Source organism: Peribacillus sp. NPDC046944 (assembly GCF_050272735.1).
Classification (GTDB): domain Bacteria; phylum Bacillota; class Bacilli; order Bacillales; family DSM-1321; genus Peribacillus.
This window is the reverse complement of sequence record NZ_JBNNML010000020.1, coordinates 1-17,015: the sequence shown is the minus strand read 5'-3', so window position 1 is coordinate 17,015 and position 17,015 is coordinate 1. Positions and strand designations below refer to the sequence as shown.

Genomic DNA, 17,015 nt, shown 5'->3' with positions numbered 1-17,015 from the left:
AGCTAGAAAAAGTGAGGAGAACATGATAGCCCCAAGTATCTTTTGGTTTATTTTCAAGTTATTTATCCATTTCATAAAGAACCTCATAATATTCCGAGTCGAATGGGATAAAGCGATCAATATATAAACCTTGAAGTGCTATCTTCATAGAATCCTGTTCGTGCATAGTAAGAAAACTCGCTTTAATCATTTCCTTTTCTTCCTTAGCTAAATTACTTCTGATAACAACAGGTCCAGTACCTAATGGCATCGATTTTCCGATAATTTTTAATGTTTTGACTTCTTTAGGGTTTTCACGTTCCATCGTTTCAAAAACTAGGGAATTGACAGCTGCAGCATCTACGGTATTATTTAAAACGGCACTAAGGGATCGTTCATGGCTATATGTGTATACATGTCTCCCAAAAAAGCTTTTGATGTCTTCCCCCAAATTTTCCAACTCTTCTTCCACAAAAAGATATCCAGAATAACTTGAAGGATCATAAAATGCAACATCTTTGCCTTCCAAATCATCAATTGTCGAGAAACCGCTTTCAACACTTGCAACAATGTAACCATAATAATAAGGGCTCCCAAATCTTTCTTGCGTTGCAATTCCTTCAAATCCTCCGTTTTCTCTATACGTGATATAAGCTCCTGTTGGAAGCAAGGCTATATCAGCTCCCCCATTGATCATTAGGTTGTTTATTTCATTATAACTTCTGCGTTGGATTAAAATGGCTGGTCGGTTAAGTTTTTTACCGATATAATTTGCGATTTTTCGATAGTAAATAATCGTATCTGTTGGAGAAAGCACACTCGAAATGGCCAACCGTATCGGATCTTGTTTATCCTCTTTAATATTTGTAGATTGCTTTTCATATTCTGAAAAAACAATTTGATAGGTTGATAGGTTCGACGCACAACCTATTAATAATGTGATCATTAATAAAATCGGAATTGACTTGTACAATTTTTCCATATATCCCTTTCTAGGACGAATTCGTCAAAAACAATTTGCAGATTAGAAGTTTATTCCTAGTAATTAGTAGTATTTACTATTATATCACAATCATAGTTTCACATTGTTACTAGTTTAATAGTCTTGGTCGCACAGTGTAGGATATTTTCTTACGAATAATAGGATATACGCTGATAGTTTAAAGGGTTAAAAAGTAAGATAATACTAATATGTTAAACACTTGTGTCACCTACTTTTTTAAGCGCTTTCATAATAACAGGGGGGATGCCATTAGAAAATATTTCAAGCAGCTTAATTAAATATGCTACAAGACTCAAGACTTTAGAACTTAGAACTTAGAACTTAGAACTTAGAACTTAGAACTTATAATATACTGTATTGGAGTGGTTTCAGTAATGGAATTAGTTAACCAAAAACAAAATACCGAGAAATTTGCACGCTATCTCTTTCGGCGGAAAATAATTTTTCTGATTGCATTTTTAGGGTATGTATGTGCTTACCTTGTGCGGAATAATTTTAAGTTAATGTCAAATAGTATCATGACTACAAATGGATGGGATAAAACAGATATTGCTTTGTTACTTTCTTGTTTAACTATTTCTTATGGATTAGCTAAGTTTTATATGGGGGCGTTAGGAGACCGTGTTAGTATAAGAAAACTTTTCTCGATTTGTTTGGGAGCAAGTGCCCTAATCGCAATTCTCATTGGCTTTTTCAACTCATCGATTGCAGTGTTAGCCATTCTCCTAATATTGAGTGGAGTTGTACAAGGTGCTTTAGCTCCTGCCTCTCAAATGATGCTTGCTAATTATTACTCGAACAAATCTCGTGGAGCAGCCATTGCAGGTTGGAATATCTCACAAAATGCTGGGTCAGCTTTACTTCCTTTGATCATTGTGGCCCTAACCAGTATGGGACTAGTCGTTCCTGAAACAGGAAATATTTTCATGGCATTTTTAGTTCCAGGAGTTTTGGTGCTGTTTTTTGCATATATATGTTGGCGTTATGCCGGAGATAGCCCTGAATCTGAAGGCCTCGATTCCTTAAGAACGATGTATGGTGACGCTGGGGAATCCAATGTGGCAACTGAAGAAGAAAAAGTAGGACTGAGCTATTGGCAATTAATTTGGAAATATGTTTTTACCAATCCACTATTATTGCTAGTATCTGCTGTGAACGTGGCCTTATATTTTCTCCGTTTTGGAATTGCAGATTGGATGCCAATTTATCTTAGTGAAGTGGGGAACTTATCGAATACAAGAGCACAATTGGCTGTTTCAGTTCTTGAATGGATTGCGATCCCGGGGTCACTTGTGTTCGCATGGTTAGCTGTTAAATATCCAAATAAAATGGCTAAAATTGGATCAATTGGCTTGTTTGCCATGGTGGCGTTTGTCTTTTTCTACGAGAGGTTAGTTAGCGGTGGTGTTACAAATTACGCATTATTCTTAGTAGTTTGTGGAATTTTAGGAGCCTTAATTTATGGACCACAATTAATTGTTAACATTCTAACAATTGACTTTGTTCCTTTGAATGTAGCTGGGACGGCAATTGGTTTTGTGGGTGTTACGGCGTATTTAATTGGAAACATGGGTTCCAATTGGTTAATGCCAATCCTAGCTGATCAATTTGGTTGGTTTTGGTCTTATATCGTTGTAGCCTTCTTATCAGCATTCGCAGCGGTAGGCTATCTAGTGTTGTCAAAAGCCGAACAGAAAGTAAAAGTTGTTTAAATATCTATAGGGTTCTATTATTTATGGTGTTGATGAATCAAAATTCATCAACACCCTTTTTGTTGTTTAGGAAATTTGAAAATAATCGATTTGTGGATAACTGTTCAGTATAATGTTCGTAGTTGGCTTGAAAAGAATAGTTGGGTCATTACACGAATACTTAAAGAACATTTTAATGGTTATAGACTTAGGCTATGCAAAATGCCTTGGCAGTGAATATACTTCTGAACCGTATTTGGTTGCTTTACTTGTAAAAGCCGTTATTTTCATAAGTGTGGAAAGCAGTACACAGATGATTGGTCTGAAAAAAACTACAAGAATTATTATTTGATGTTCCTCATCGTCACATCGTATTGAAAACTAAATATTCTTTAGAATTACTAAAGGGCAACAAATTGTGAACAAAGCAAATATCTTGCAAAAGTATCTAATCATCCTAACATTTAGTGCCTTTTAAGTTAACATAGCGTCATTTGGTTACCTTTCACAAAAGAATGTTATTCAACAATCTGGCCCTTTAGCTGAAGAAGGCATAACCCCTTTTTAGGAATTGCGCCCGATTGTTAACCATCACATTATTCTATTCAAAATAAGAATCAGAATCATTTTACCCTTAAACTTTCACAACATAAAAAGTATTTTATGTGTATACTATGTTCCCACATACCAAATGTGCCTACTGTATGTGGCAACACATTGATGCTTGAGGATTTAAGTAATTGGCTAGGTCCTACAATCGTAGAACCTGGCTCTTTTTAGTATGCCTAAATTTTTCTTTTGGAATGTTATTAGATTAATTTTTATATGCTTTATTATAAATCCTTTCTTTACTAAAACATCCCTTTAGTTGAATAGTAAAAGAGATGCCTATTTCTATTGTTTCTATCTAATCAAGGTGAACTGGATAAAGGTGTTGAAATGATTAAGATACATTTAAATTGTTTCAATTAGAAAGGGAGAGAATATATGATTGATATACTCTTAAAATATATGTCTGACTTTACTTTAATCAGCGAAGATGAACAGCGGGCAATCTCTGAAAGTTTACGAATTGATGAATATAAAAAAGGACAATATCTTCTTAGACAAGGAGAACTTTCCGCCATTACATGTTATTTCGTATTAATGGGGTGTGTTAGGCAGTTTTTTATAGATGAATCAGGTAAAGAAGTAACATCAAATTTTTTTACTGAAGATCAAGCTATTCCAATTATCAACGAAAAGACTCAAGATGACTTATCTAAGTATTCATTAGTGTGTGTTGAAGATTGCATATTAGTTGTTGGTGATGTTGATTCTGAAAATACGATGTTTAACAAATACCCACAACTTGAAATAATGATACGCAAAATGATGGAAATAAACGTTGGTGAAATACAAGAACAATTCGGTGAATTTATTGGTTCTTCTCCAGAAGAACGATACGAATCTGTTTTAAGGAAACGCCCCGAGTTAATTGACCGTGTACCACAACATCATTTAGCTAGCTATCTTGGAATTACTCCTGAGTCGTTAAGTAGAATAAAAAAACGAATTAAAAAAAATTATAAAATAGATTTCATCCTTAATTATCCTGCTTAAAAGTAGCAACTAAGCACCGAAGACTGACTCACCAAATATCATTGAACCATATATCACACTTAACCTTTGTGATACCAGCTAAAAAATTTATAAAGTATCTAGAAATTAACTTAAGTCAATGAACGGTTTTTATCTCCTTGTTATTATTAAATTTAATCAAATATATTAGCATTTGGAGGGGATTTTTATGAAGGCGATAGTTTGTGATAAATATGGTTCGCCCGATGTACTTGAATTAAAGGAGGTAAAAAAACCTTTCCCTACCGAGAATCAAGTATTAGTTAAGGTTCATTCAGCATCTTTAAACTTTGGCAACTTAGTTCTTTTGAAAGGTAAACCCTTCTTAGCCCGTTTTGCCTTTGGACTAACAAAACCAAAATACTCAATTCCAGGAGGTGACATAGCTGGTACAGTTGAAGCTGTTGGGGAAAAAGTTAAACTATTTAAAGTAGGTGATGAAGTATTTGGTGACCTCTCTGGTTGTGGCTGGGGTGGTTTTGCTGAATATGTAACGGTCCCCGAATTTGCTTTAGCCATAAAGCCAACCAATATCTCTTTTGAGGAAGCTGCAGCGACTCCTATGGCAGGCGTGACTGCCTTACAAGGACTACGTAATAAAGGTGAAATTAAATCGGGGCATAAAGTATTAATCTATGGCGCATCTGGAGGCGTTGGTACTTTTGCGGTACAAATTGCTAAATCATTCGGTGCTAAAGTAACGGGCGTATGTAGTACACGAAACGTTGAAATATTGCGTTCTCTAGGAGCAGATCATATCATTGATTATACAGAAGAGTATTTCGCACAAGATAAGGAATGTTATGATTTGGTTCTAGGCGTGAATGGTTCTAATTCCCTTGCAGCTTATAAACGTGTACTAAAACTAAATGGGAAATTTGTTCACGTAGGAGGTTCCGAGTCTCAACTTTATCAAACATTATTTCTTGGACCTTTTATTTCATTGACTGGAAGCAAGAAAATAAGTAGCCTGTTACAAAGAGCAAATCAAAAAGACTTAAATGATATAAAAGAGTTACTTGAAATGGGAAAAGTAAAACCAATAATTGATAAACGATTTAAGTTAAGTGAAATAACGGAAGCATACAAATATTTCCAAGAAGGTCACGCTCAAGGTAAAGTGGTGATTACTTTATAATGAGTGCTTGCTCCACCATAAATAAATTAGAAATGCGATACCAAAACTTCTAAACATTCTACTTTTTATTTTATTTCACTATTAAACCAATTCTAATCAAGCGAACGCTTCACAATGTGTAGAATGTATGTGGCAACACATTGGTGCTGATGGGTTTAATTAAATTAATCCGATTCCCATTAAAGTGGAATCGATATTTTTTTATTCCTCTTTATCGGTATATTTTATATTATTGCCGCCGCAAGTGCAGTTATTGCTGTACTATTATATCAGCCGTTACTATCAGGAGATTGGTATATGGCCGTGGTGAATGGTTCGGAGACAGCCGTTTTGGTTGGTGTAATGAATGACATCGTATTTTTTCCGTTGTGAGCGAAATCTTCCTGGATATAAGACGTACTACAAACTGCGGTTACTTCAGCGCCAAAATCCACAGCAAGCTGAACAGCAAAATGCCCCACTCCACCCGATGCACCATAGATTAAAACCTTATCGCCTGCTTTTAGCTTCCCTACATCCCGTAATGCTTCTAGAGCGGTCTGTGCAGCGCATGTTATTGCGGCTGCCTCTTCAAACGTTGCATTATTTGGCATAAATGTTAGAACATTTTCTTTTGGGCAGACATATTCAGCATGGGAACCGACGCAACTTCCAAAAACACGATTGCCAATTTTAAACTTTTATACATTTTTTTCCACGGCTTCAACGGTACCTGCACGTCTATTCCTAGAATTTGCGTTTTTGTTTTATAAGACCATTCTCCATTCTTGTTGGCAAATAACCTTTTCGATATAGAGTTTCATATTTATTTACAGAGGCGGAGACCACTTTAATTAATACCCTATCTTCATCTTTGATGAACGGTTTCTCAACATACCTAATCTCCATTACTTCAGGGGAACCATAAGAACTATAAATTGCTGCTTTCAACTGTTTAACCTCCTGTAATTATTAAATCGTTCGATATCATCAATTCCTTTCAAAAAATGCTGTTTACTTGATACCTTATTGATAAATTCACTCAGTAAATTTAATTCAGCTTATTCCTTAGATATTCCTCATAAGTAATCATCCCTTTCTTTTGCATAGGATTTGTATTTTTCCCTTCAATCAAAGAATTGTATAGTTTTCCTGAAAAAGGAATACTTAAAACATCATTGGTTTCATTGTTAACCTTAATTTTTAACTCCGCCATTTCTCTTAATGTCCTTATCTCTGGACCACAGAAATCATCTAATTTTCCTTGTGGGCCTTTATTAACTAAATCGATTAAATGTCTAGCGAATTCATTGACATCCACGCTTTGAAATTTAATCTTTCCAGGGACTATATATCTTTTAAAGAAAGGTTTTGATAAGAATAGATTCTCAACAAAGCTATGAAACTGAGTTGCACGAGCAATTGTATAAGGTACAGAACTATTTTTTAATAATTCTTCTGCTTTGTATTTAAGTTTATAATATTTGAAGGGGATTTCCTCAATACCTACAATTGATGGATAAATAAAAAGTTTTATATGATGCAACTTGCTTAAAAGTTTTTCAAACCCATCAACCTCAATGCTTTTAGAATTTTTTATCGGACTAGTTGCTGCGTGAATAATTACATCAACATCTTTTACCGCTTCTTCTAAACCTTCGCCAGATAATAAATCGCTGTAAACCCATGTAAAGTCTACTCCTTCTGGTTTTCTTCTCGAAGTTATTTTTACTTGATAATCTAAACCTTTTAATTGCTTTAACAAAGCCGATCCTAATTGTCCTGTTGAACCAGTTACAAGTATTCTCAAGTACAACTCTCCCATTCAGATGGATTATCTTTGTACTGTATATTCAGAAGTTGGTTACTTTATTCTACTAACCTCCCTATATGATTGACCAATTGTATGCTCAAAAGTTAAATGAAGGACGGTCAAATGCTTATATAAAGAAGATCCATAACTTGTTATCGAAAGCATTGCAAAAAGCGTTGAAATGGAGTCTAATTCTAAAGATGCCACGCCGCCGTCCATTCATAAGAAACACAAGCAAGTATGGACATTGGATGAAGCAAAAGGATTCCTAAAGGTTTGTGAAGCAGAAAACTGCCTCGCTCTTTTTCTAGTGGCACTGTTCACTGGCATGAGAGGAGGTGAAATCCTTGCCTTGAGCTGGAATAACGTTGTTTTAGAAAAAGGTGTGATTCATGTTGCTGAAGCTTTAGCACGAACAAAAGCGCATGGGCTGAAACCGAAAGAAGTGAAAACCACTCATTCAGAACGAGCTATATTTCTGTCTCCCAGCCTCACAGAAGCTTTGACCATACACAAACAGCACCAAACCGATAATCCTTTGGATCTCTTCTTTCCTTCGAAAAAAGGAACGTATATCGAATCAAGGAATTTGCTGAGGATGTATAAAAGCTTAACGGAAAAAGCAGACGTTTCGTATATTCCTTTTCATAATCTTCGTCATACACACGCAACCATGTTAATGCGTTCCGGTGAGAACCCAAAGGTTGTATGTGAGCGATTAGGGCATGCACGAGTCAGTATCACGCTCGATATTTATTCACATACAAATGAGGAGATGCAGCGAAAAACGGCCGATTGGACATAATGGACAAAAAAGAAAAAACGACACAAGCTGGAACCCTTGACACGATTGATGTAAATGGATGTTTTGTGCAGTGTTTGTGCAATTTCTGTGCAACGCATAAAAAAACAGCTAAAAATCAAGGTATCAGAAAATAAACAAAAAGCCGCAAACCCTTGATACACAAGGACTTGCCGCTTCTAGAAATGATGATTCCGACTGGGTTCGAACCAGCGACCTCTACCCTGTCAAAACTATATCTCCCTTTTCCTCTAGTTCTTTATAATCGCTAGAAGTACTGATACGTATGGGTTTACCGCGCATTTCATAACAATAATTGTCCTCTAGTTATTGGGGATTCTTTGGAATGCGCCACCATTCCGCCACCAGTTGGTCTATATTTATTACTGGTTCTATAAGCTGATTCTGCTAAAAAATGAAAAAAAAGAGAGGAAAACTCCTCCCTTTTACTGATGGCTACAATTGATGTAGCAAGGTAGTACAAAACAAGTGTATTCTTCCCCTCAAAAGAACATAACTTGTGATAAACACTTTATTAGAGTAAATCATTGAATTGATACTGAATGAAGTTCAGAAGGTACAGCTAATGAATCTATATGAAGGTGAAGAATTTATGTTCTTGAAGGAGAGAGCATGAACTGTTGATATCGTCTCACTACCGTTTAAAAATAAAAGGCTATGTTAAAGGTAATGGTGTAATGGTTGATTCTATACAATAAGATTTCATCATAAATAAGAAAAGCAGATTCATAGCTTCTTACAAGCTAATTGAATCTGCTTTTTAATAATATAGATGTTTAATAATCTATGTGTTAAAAATGCGGTCTTATCTAGGAATTGTTGAAACGAATTTTAGTAGATTGTTATCTCGGTTTAACCAACCTTGTAAATACTTTTTTTGGCTTGGGTCTTGACGAACACGCTCATGACGGAAAGATTTGTTAAAATCAATCACTTTTAGTGCTAAGTCATAGTGTTGGTTTAGGTTGTAAGATGCAAATTTATTCTCAGTTGCAGCGCCCCATGAACCGTCTGCAGTAATACCCATAGCTTTTTGTAAGTGTTTAATTGCACCACCTGCATAAGTGTTACCGTTAACACCAAGATTAACCGCAGTATCAAACATAACGACAGCAAGCGCAGGTGCCATTCGGTCACATTTAGCTGGTTTCCAATATAGCGTGTAATAAACATCTTCTGCTTCGGCTCTCGTAATGTATCGAACATCTTTCCAGGCTCTTCCTTTTGCCTTAAGATATGAAGTAAATACTGGTTGAGTAACTCCCATATTTGTTGGACCACCATAATCGTTAGGGTCATTTACATAGCCACCCTCTGCACCAAGCGTAAATAATAAAGCGTTCTGGAACACTTTGGCTTTATCTACTGCAACAGGAGGAACGATAGGAGGCTGTGTCACAAGACTTAGATAACTAGAATTGTTCGAGATGTAACCATAGCCATAGCCAAACTTGATTTTATAAAAATCACCTGATTTCGCAACGATGGTAACAATGTCATTTACATACACACCGCCGATTCTTGTTGCGTTCGCTTTTGCTGCATTACGTACATTCAAACCAGATGGCGTTGTGATTTTGGCACTTGAATTAAAAACGATTTCACCAGTTGTTGGTGGTGTTGTTGTAGTCCTAGTAATCGTTAATCCACTAGAGACTGCCATGATGTACCCATAACCAGTACCGTATTTAATTTTGTACCAATCTCCAGCTTTTGCCACAATTGACACCATGTCATTTTGGTAAACCCCACCAATACGTGTTGATGAAATATTTTTTGAAGTTCTGACATTAAATCCAGAAGTTGCTGTGATTTTTCCTGTGGCATTATATGTAACTTCATTTGATGGCGTAGCTGTAATTTGAAGTCCGCTGCTAACTGCCATAATGTAACCATATCCGCTACCGAATTTAATTTTGTACCATTCTCCATCTTTCGCAACAATTGTTACGATGTTGTCTTTATAAACCCCACCGATTCGTTTTGCAGTTGCTTTTGGAGCACTTCTTACATTGTAACCAGAAGGTGCAGTAATTTTCCCTGTAGCATTAAATGCAGCCTCAGCAGCATATGCTGTTGTTGAAAAGCCACCTTGTGCGAAGCTTACTGGTAATACAGCTGTTGTTAACGCAAGGCACAATGTAATTTTTTTTAACTTCCCCTTTATTTCTCGTCCCATAATCCTTCTCTCCCCTACTGTCGATAATGGTAGAACCATTTTCTTTAAAACGATTACACCAACAATAAAATCATTAGGAAATCCTAAAAAATAGATTAGTAATGACTAATGTTGATGCAACAATATTTAAGTATACGAGGAAGTCACTCAGGTGTAAATAGGTTTTTCCCCCTTACATTTCCAATTACATTTTTCAATCTCTCGGTCTTTAACTTTTATTTGATGTAAAATATCATTAAAAAAAAGAGGACGATTATTGAAAAGCAACCAATAACTTTAACATAGCCAATAAAAATTACCCATTTATTAGAGGGATGAGGGTAAATTTATCCGATAAATAGAATTGAATTTCAGTGCTTGTATTTAACTCAACTATAATATATTAAAGAAAAAGAATTGTAACAGTGCTCAGATTAGGGATGATGAACAACTCTATCGCTAGATATAAAATGCGACCATCCTTAATAGCGGGTAAAAGGTATGTCTTGCTTTTTTCACAAAAGGGACTTTATACTTACTAAATAGTAAAAATTACTTATTAAGGGGATGTATTCTTGAAGTTAAAATTATTTACATTTTTTACAGCACTTTTACTTATCTTATCTTTTCAACAAAAAGAGGTGGCAGCAGCAGAAACTGATGTTCTTTTGACAAGTTTAGTAGGAACATATGGGTCAGATGTTTACAAAAATTCTTGGAATTCTAGTTCTTTTACAGACATTAAGGGAAATCCAATTATAAACGGACTAGGTTTTGGGGACAGCGCTACTGCCTCTTATAATATTAAAAATGAAGGATACAAAACCTTCCGTGCTACTTTAAGTTTAGATTCTAAATGGATAAATGGAGATTACGGCAAGTCAGCTATTGGTATTTATGCAGATGATGTGTTGATTTATGAATACCAACTTTCAAAAACAAAAACAGTAGATGTGAAAATTTCCTTGCCAGAAAAGGCTACTAAACTCAAAATTGTTACAGAACAACTAGATGGCAGTAAAGGAACACAGGGTATCATAGTTGCTAATCCTACATTATCCTTTTCTGGAACGTATTCAAGTACAAAGGATTTATCGGTAAGTCCTCGCACAATAGGAGCTTCATCTTATCAAGGGATTGATGGTAATTATGTTTATACTGACATAAATGAGAATATCGTTACAGATGGAATAAGATTTAAATCTACAAACGGCAATGCATATGCTACCTATAATATTAAGGATATGGGGTTTAATCAGTTTTCGACAAAGATTTCATTAGACTCATATTGGACTCATGCAGATTATGGACAAACAGTGGTTGGTATATATGCAGATGACATTCTTCTATATGAAAAGGAGTTTACAGAAAAAACGAAAGTCGCTTCTCTAAAATTACGTATTCCAAAAGGGACTAATAATATAGAATTAACTGTCAAACAAATCGAGGGAGCAAAAGGTACGCAAGGACTTGTGTTTATAAACCCCCTTTTTGAAAAAACAAACGCAAAACCCTTAGTTCTCCCAAAAACATCATTACTCGCAAATGTGGGTGCCATTGATTATAGTGGTAACGGTTTTTCATTTGGTACATACAGGGAGCATATGTGGGGGAGCTACATGCCATTCCAATATACCAATGGACAGATGATAACTTCAGGTATCGGTTTAATATCTTCTAATATCAATCTAGTATCTCCTGCTGGTAGTGCATTTGCAACTTACAATATAAAGAACATGGGCTTTAATTCTCTTAAAACAACTTTATCATTAGATTCAGGTTGGATTAATGGGGATTATGGCAAATCAAGTGCCTATATATATGCCGACAACAAATTGCTGTATTCTAGAAATTTAAAGAAAAATGATGTGAAAAATCTCACTCTAAGGTTACCGAAAAACACAAAGACTTTACAACTATACATTCAACAAGAAGATGGAGCAAAGGGTAAACATCGCGTTGTATTTGGACATGCTAGATTAACCAATCTTCCTGTTTCAACCAAGCCTTCAGCAAATAAAATTTCAGTAACTAACAATAAAAACAAATCTGATGTAATTATTGTTAGGTCATTAAGTAAAAAAGATGTTGTTACGGTATATGATGCTAAAGGTAAGCAACTAGCCTCCGGTTCAGCTTCTAGTTCTTCCATAACATTGAAAGTTAAACAACTTGGTAAGAAATCGGGGAAAGTATATATTACAAGAACCAGTACAGGAAAGTTAATAAGTGATAAAACTTCCGTAACATTTAAGGCTGAAAAATAATAAATTTTAGTAGCTGCCGTTTTGTGCAGCTACTATTTCTTTTCATTTCTCCTAGAAGAGCAGATATCATTAACTACTGAAACTACTGACTTTTCTCATCACAATAAAAGAGGTCCACCTCTGCTTGCATTTCTCCACATGAACATAGGTATTCCATATCATCATGGCGGTTATATCTCAAAAATTATCACTCCTCATTAAAGTATTTTTGCTTGGCTTTCTCATATAGTCTTAAGGGAAGTTTATCAGCTAACCTAAAGGCTGTTCGTTCATCTAATTCAAGGACATTAACCAGACTCTCTATTTTATCTTCTGTAGGGATAGTATAGCCCCTCTCTATGTCCATAGCGTATTGTGGGGTTTCGGGGTAAGTGAAGAGATATATTCTGGGAAAGCGGTGTTATCCTCAGAGCATTTGCTATCTAACTCCATACATAGACAGTCCCAAAAAAGCTTTCTGCCTTTTTTTGAATAAATCTTTTGCCTATTTCATTCGATGAGAGCCTTTTCATATCTTTATGGTTATTACACGTTCCTGTTTAAATTCCATCCTTATCTCCCCTTCTTACTAATTATCTTAATGATTGCAGGTAAAGGGTTTCCCTATCAGCTATTATATAACGCCACATTCATTTGAATTACCCCTTCTGTCATATTTTTATTGGTATTCATCATATAAACCGCTATAATAAAGAGTCCGAAAAAATTGTATATTTTTACACATGGGGAAATTATATGAAATCAAAGCACTTTATTTTTTTGTTCTCGTGCATTCTGTTGGTAACTAGTTTATTTTCTGTTACAAGTAACGCAGTTGGTGCTACAGGCTCAGATACTCTGATAGTTGACAAACAAGTTAAAGTCCTAAAAGGTAAAAAATTATCTAGTGGTTACAAACAACCTACAAACGTGGTGGCTGCAAAAATCACTGGAAAACGTGTTTCAGAGGTTGTTGCATCATATAATAAATTTAATACAAATACCTTTACTTATAATACGATTATTAATGTTCATCAATATGATAGTAATAAGAAGAAATGGAAAGTAATTAAATCCTTAAAATATAACAATGAAGATTCTTCATTTGAGTATATAACAAAAGGTAAATTGCTAGATAACTCAAAAGAACAAGTAGTATTAGGAATGTATTCAGGTAGTGGTGCTTATTTATCCCCCATTATTATAGGTTCAAATGATGGGAAAACAGTAAAAAAAATACTTCAGCCTACTGGGGAATATTTTAATGGTGGAGCTGTGATAAAGGGTAAACAACTATATCTTCTTAGTAATACGATAGTGGTGAAAAAATATGTTTATAAGAACAAGAAATTTTATAGCTACAAAGGTACTGGAGCGGATGACCGAAAAGTAGCAGCAGGTGCAAAACATTTATTAACTCTACAAAATGTAGGCGGCCATACTATGATTGATGGATACACTTATAATAAAAATGGAGAGCGCACTATTAAAATGAAGGTAGGTGAAAAACTATCTATCGTCAGAAATTTTACAAAAGATAGTGAAGTTTACGGATACCGATTACTCTTTGACTCAGGAAATGATATTTTAAGTTATGGAACTGTTTTTAAAGCTAAAAAACCTGGTAAAATTGTTTGGCATATAGAACCCGAAGCATATAATGATTATAGTCAAACTGTTACTATAACCATTGTAAAATAATCGATTTTTTTATATAACTGGGGTTTATCGTTTTTTTATATGAAGCTGTCCATTATAGTCTCCTGCTCATTTGTGTTGTTAAATTGAGTGTTAAGTAATAATTACCGGGTTCCGTCTTAGAGCAGATAAAGATTGTTGAATACGGGTCTTCCCCCTTAATTTATTTGTTCCTTTTATTCCTGAAAATCAAACTCAATGTTACGTTTAGTCGCCTTAAAATTCAGGTAGTTAATTATGTTCAAAAAGGGATATTCATGATTTGGAAGTATCTAAGATGATTTCTTTGTAGTAAAATCAAGACAAAGACAAGATGACTATATGGAGTTTAGAAATGCTATTATCCTACTATTAGTCGGAATGCTGATGGCACAGTTTAACGCAATGTTTAAGGGACCTTAAATCCTTTAATTTTTAGCAACTGCTTTGTTTCTCCTTGCTGCTGGAATGATTGTAAAGAAAAAGAAAACACAGTATACAAGCATTTTAACGTTCGTGAGAAAAGAATTCGACGTTGTTTTAATAATGACAGGTTTGGTTCTTCTTGGTGCTAAAATCTTTGCTCCTGAACCGCTTCACTTTTGCATCTATTGAGCTAAAGGATGATTTTTATCACCTTATTATCAGGCATTGTCTGGAAGAAAAATACCCGAAAAAACTATTAGAAGGTTAATGAATGCTATACTCCTTGCTAACGAAGTAGTAGTTATAGTAAGTTGGTTAGATACGATAAAGAAACTGGGGAATCTGTTAAGAAAAATGGTTCAAAACAAACAGACAGCCGATTGCTGTCTGTTTGTTTGTGTTTTACCTAAAAATACGTAGAAACCGTTTTACTTCTTGTTGTATTTTGTTGTTTGGTCAGATATTTTCCAACCAGAGTTATTCGCCTTCACTAATTTATAGGTCCTAGTTCCGCTTGGGGTTATTTTATTCCCAATATCATCTGCTTCGAAGTTGAAAGATATTGTTAAATACTCTTTAGTACCTTGTTTATAATGTGACAATTTTGCTTTCAAAGAAGGTAAGTCAAAGGCAAATACCATATAAGTTATACTGTCATCGTGATAGTTATCTCTTCTTTCATATCTATTACCATATAATGTTTCAACCATATCAAAAGCTAGATACTTTTCGATATAAGCAGAAGTGTGTGTCTTGCCTAGTCGTTTAACAACTTCTTTCTTCGTGAATTCTTTTAACTGTTCTTCGTAAGCAATACTATCTTGCGCCTTTTCAATCTGTTTCAAGATAGCTGTCACTTTCTTCTTCGAATAAGGTGAATAATAACGTAAAATTGCATTATTTATGTACCTTTTCTTGTTTTTGTACTTAATTTGAGCCCAACCATTCACGTTTTTGTTGAAGTAGTGTTTGAAATAATATTACTTATCCCCTTAAAATATTCCGTAATTAATTTATTTAGTCTGGTTCAGTTGAGGAATCATGTGTATTGTTTTCTTTTTTTATTTCCGAGAGTTTTATTTTTTTGTTAAAGGTATAATCCCTTTGTAAATTCTCGGACCTACAGTTTTTCTCTTAACCGCCTTATGTTTTAATCGTTTATAATACTTTTTTTTAATATTCTTATAAAGGGTACATGAAGCGGATGCAACCGAAAAGCTAAAAGGTATTATCCCCCTAGATGCCTGGTCTAGATGTTCCATCATTTGTATTTCTTATTGTGATTCTGTATACCCCTTAGCCTCTAGTGCAAAATAACTGCTATCTCTCCTAATGCAAAGTAAATCTGGCCTAGAGCCTACTATAGGAGTCCCCCTTTTTTTCATAGAAGCTTCATAGTTAAATGTTAAAACTGCACCGCTTAATTTTTTCGCCAAAAAATCTCCTAAACTTTTACCTGCTAAATTTGAAAAATGTCCTTTTTCCGTAGGGTCATATTTAAAATTACTAGGAACACTAAAATGAGGTTTTTTGCTTTTAAATGAAATTCTTCTCAAGTAGTCTGCATAATGAAGATACATACCAAGCATTCTTCTCATTCTTCTTTTATTTGGTGTATAAGCTTGTCCTGCAATAGCCATATGCTTTAAAAATTCGAGAAAGTTTATTTCCTGAGTCTTTATATATATATATATATAGGTGTTTTACCTAAAAAAACTTTGTAATCGACAGTAATGTTTGCTTTTGTACTCATTAAATATTCCCCTCTTATAAACAGTAATATACTAGCACATTTCTTCAATTATCATCATTGGAGAAGCAATTTTAAATCCCTTGTCTTTGTTGCTAAATGAATTACTTTCCTGAAAATCTTTTACTTGTAACTATTTGTTCTTATTATTTCATTTACACTACCTCCATTTATCGTATTAGCCTTATAACAGGAAGAAAATCAAAAATATTTTACCAACTAGAAAGAAGTTTTGAAAAGGTTCTAAGCTTATTTGTTCCGTACCTACCCAAGTAGAAAGCTAGAATAGATGAGTTTCAACTATTATCCTATATTGAAGGGGAAAGTAATAATCTTGTTTTCAATCCTCGAAATCTTTGTTGCTGTCTGCTATTTTCTAGTATTATATAATTCGCATCTTTTTTCGGTTAAAGTCCCAAAATTCGTTTTTTTTGGCAATAGCCTAATAGCATTTAATAGATTGTATCACAAAATAACTTGCTTCTTATTCTAAATGTAAGCCTATTAAAACGAAGTTTAAAAACAGAACTCTAAAGCAATAATGAGAAAAAGACCCCAATCTTGGGGTCTTTCAGTTTGTCGACAAAAGGGGTCCGGAATGATTTCATTCCGGACCTCTTTTTGATATTTTCTTGAAATTTCGCTCAAAATTTAGAATATAGGTCTCTACGAGCCCACTTTGTTAGGCTATTTTCGGACCTTGCCATGTCCA

At 34.6% G+C, this 17,015-nt stretch carries 14 protein-coding genes and 1 pseudogene; 8 read left to right on the top strand and 7 right to left on the bottom strand.

Annotation, left to right across the window (positions count from 1 at the left end):
• Positions 1–58: 58 nt before the first annotated feature.
• A complete protein-coding gene (phnD, locus tag ACQKIC_RS20280; RefSeq protein WP_427592215.1) occupies positions 59–961 on the bottom strand; it encodes a phosphate/phosphite/phosphonate ABC transporter substrate-binding protein in 903 nt (300 codons plus the stop codon).
• Positions 962–1,356: 395 nt separating this feature from the next.
• Between phnD and ACQKIC_RS20275 the strand changes: the two genes are divergently transcribed.
• The 4 genes and pseudogenes from ACQKIC_RS20275 (at position 1,357) to ACQKIC_RS20260 (ending at position 5,431) form a co-directional block, all read left to right on the top strand.
• Positions 1,357–2,694: an MFS transporter gene (locus tag ACQKIC_RS20275; RefSeq protein WP_427592214.1), complete on the top strand. Its 1,338-nt coding sequence runs from the start codon at positions 1,357–1,359 to the stop codon at positions 2,692–2,694.
• 184 nt (positions 2,695–2,878) lie between these two features.
• Positions 2,879–3,047: pseudogene (locus ACQKIC_RS20270) on the top strand (transposase zinc-binding domain-containing protein); the annotation flags it as partial.
• 613 nt (positions 3,048–3,660) lie between these two features.
• Positions 3,661–4,275, top strand: coding sequence for a Crp/Fnr family transcriptional regulator (locus tag ACQKIC_RS20265; RefSeq protein ID WP_427592213.1), 615 nt, complete (start codon positions 3,661–3,663; stop codon positions 4,273–4,275).
• Between the two features lie 187 nt (positions 4,276–4,462).
• Complete coding sequence (locus ACQKIC_RS20260; protein WP_427592212.1) at positions 4,463–5,431, top strand: NAD(P)-dependent alcohol dehydrogenase; 969 nt, start codon at positions 4,463–4,465, stop codon at positions 5,429–5,431.
• A gap of 269 nt (positions 5,432–5,700) precedes the next feature.
• Here ACQKIC_RS20260 and ACQKIC_RS20255 read toward each other — a convergent pair whose 3' ends face one another.
• From ACQKIC_RS20255 to ACQKIC_RS20245, 3 genes are all read right to left on the bottom strand, one after another.
• The gene (locus ACQKIC_RS20255) at positions 5,701–6,024 is read right to left on the bottom strand and encodes a hypothetical protein (RefSeq protein WP_427592211.1); all 324 of its coding nucleotides are present in this window, start codon (positions 6,022–6,024) and stop codon (positions 5,701–5,703) included.
• Between the two features lie 133 nt (positions 6,025–6,157).
• Positions 6,158–6,361: a hypothetical protein gene (locus ACQKIC_RS20250; RefSeq protein ID WP_427592210.1), complete on the bottom strand. Its 204-nt coding sequence runs from the start codon at positions 6,359–6,361 to the stop codon at positions 6,158–6,160.
• 100 nt (positions 6,362–6,461) lie between these two features.
• Positions 6,462–7,220 carry an SDR family oxidoreductase gene (locus ACQKIC_RS20245; protein WP_427592209.1) on the bottom strand — a complete coding sequence of 253 codons (759 nt, stop codon included), beginning with the start codon at positions 7,218–7,220 and terminating at the stop codon, positions 6,462–6,464.
• Positions 7,221–7,404: 184 nt separating this feature from the next.
• Between ACQKIC_RS20245 and ACQKIC_RS20240 the strand changes: the two genes are divergently transcribed.
• Both ACQKIC_RS20240 and ACQKIC_RS20235 read left to right on the top strand, forming a co-directional pair.
• On the top strand, positions 7,405–8,028 hold the full coding sequence (locus ACQKIC_RS20240; protein WP_427592208.1) for a site-specific integrase: 624 nt from the start codon (positions 7,405–7,407) through the stop codon (positions 8,026–8,028).
• Positions 8,028–8,162, top strand: a complete 135-nt coding sequence (locus ACQKIC_RS20235; RefSeq protein WP_427668743.1) for a hypothetical protein — start codon at positions 8,028–8,030, stop codon at positions 8,160–8,162. Before ACQKIC_RS20240 ends, ACQKIC_RS20235 begins: the two co-directional genes overlap by 1 nt.
• 689 nt (positions 8,163–8,851) lie before the next feature.
• Here ACQKIC_RS20235 and ACQKIC_RS20230 read toward each other — a convergent pair.
• Entirely contained in the window at positions 8,852–10,225 is a 1,374-nt protein-coding gene (locus ACQKIC_RS20230; protein ID WP_427592207.1) for an SH3 domain-containing protein, read from the bottom strand.
• A 554-nt stretch (positions 10,226–10,779) separates the two neighbouring features.
• Here ACQKIC_RS20230 and ACQKIC_RS20225 point away from each other — a divergent pair.
• On the top strand, positions 10,780–12,471 hold the full coding sequence (locus ACQKIC_RS20225) for an NPCBM/NEW2 domain-containing protein (RefSeq protein ID WP_427592206.1): 1,692 nt from the start codon (positions 10,780–10,782) through the stop codon (positions 12,469–12,471).
• Between the two features lie 777 nt (positions 12,472–13,248).
• Positions 13,249–14,151 (top strand): hypothetical protein, encoded by a 903-nt coding sequence (locus ACQKIC_RS20220; protein WP_427668741.1) that lies wholly within the window; start codon positions 13,249–13,251, stop codon positions 14,149–14,151.
• Between the two features lie 830 nt (positions 14,152–14,981).
• On the opposite strand, the gene ACQKIC_RS20215 is transcribed toward ACQKIC_RS20220, so the two are convergent.
• A complete protein-coding gene (locus ACQKIC_RS20215; protein WP_427592204.1) occupies positions 14,982–15,398 on the bottom strand; it encodes a hypothetical protein in 417 nt (138 codons plus the stop codon).
• A 429-nt stretch (positions 15,399–15,827) separates the two neighbouring features.
• A complete protein-coding gene (locus ACQKIC_RS20210; protein ID WP_427592203.1) occupies positions 15,828–16,193 on the bottom strand; it encodes a hypothetical protein in 366 nt (121 codons plus the stop codon).
• Between the last annotated feature and the right edge of the window lie 822 nt (positions 16,194–17,015).

Coding starts and splice junctions, on each gene's coding strand:
- phnD (WP_427592215.1), bottom strand. CDS start 961: ATGGAAAAATTGTACAAGTCAATTCCGATTTTATTAATGATCACATTA.
- ACQKIC_RS20275 (WP_427592214.1), top strand. CDS start 1,357: ATGGAATTAGTTAACCAAAAACAAAATACCGAGAAATTTGCACGCTAT.
- ACQKIC_RS20265 (WP_427592213.1), top strand. CDS start 3,661: ATGATTGATATACTCTTAAAATATATGTCTGACTTTACTTTAATCAGC.
- ACQKIC_RS20260 (WP_427592212.1), top strand. CDS start 4,463: ATGAAGGCGATAGTTTGTGATAAATATGGTTCGCCCGATGTACTTGAA.
- ACQKIC_RS20255 (WP_427592211.1), bottom strand. CDS start 6,024: ATGCCAAATAATGCAACGTTTGAAGAGGCAGCCGCAATAACATGCGCT.
- ACQKIC_RS20240 (WP_427592208.1), top strand. CDS start 7,405: ATGGAGTCTAATTCTAAAGATGCCACGCCGCCGTCCATTCATAAGAAA.
- ACQKIC_RS20235 (WP_427668743.1), top strand. CDS start 8,028: ATGGACAAAAAAGAAAAAACGACACAAGCTGGAACCCTTGACACGATT.
- ACQKIC_RS20230 (WP_427592207.1), bottom strand. CDS start 10,225: ATGGGACGAGAAATAAAGGGGAAGTTAAAAAAAATTACATTGTGCCTT.
- ACQKIC_RS20210 (WP_427592203.1), bottom strand. CDS start 16,193: ATGGCTATTGCAGGACAAGCTTATACACCAAATAAAAGAAGAATGAGA.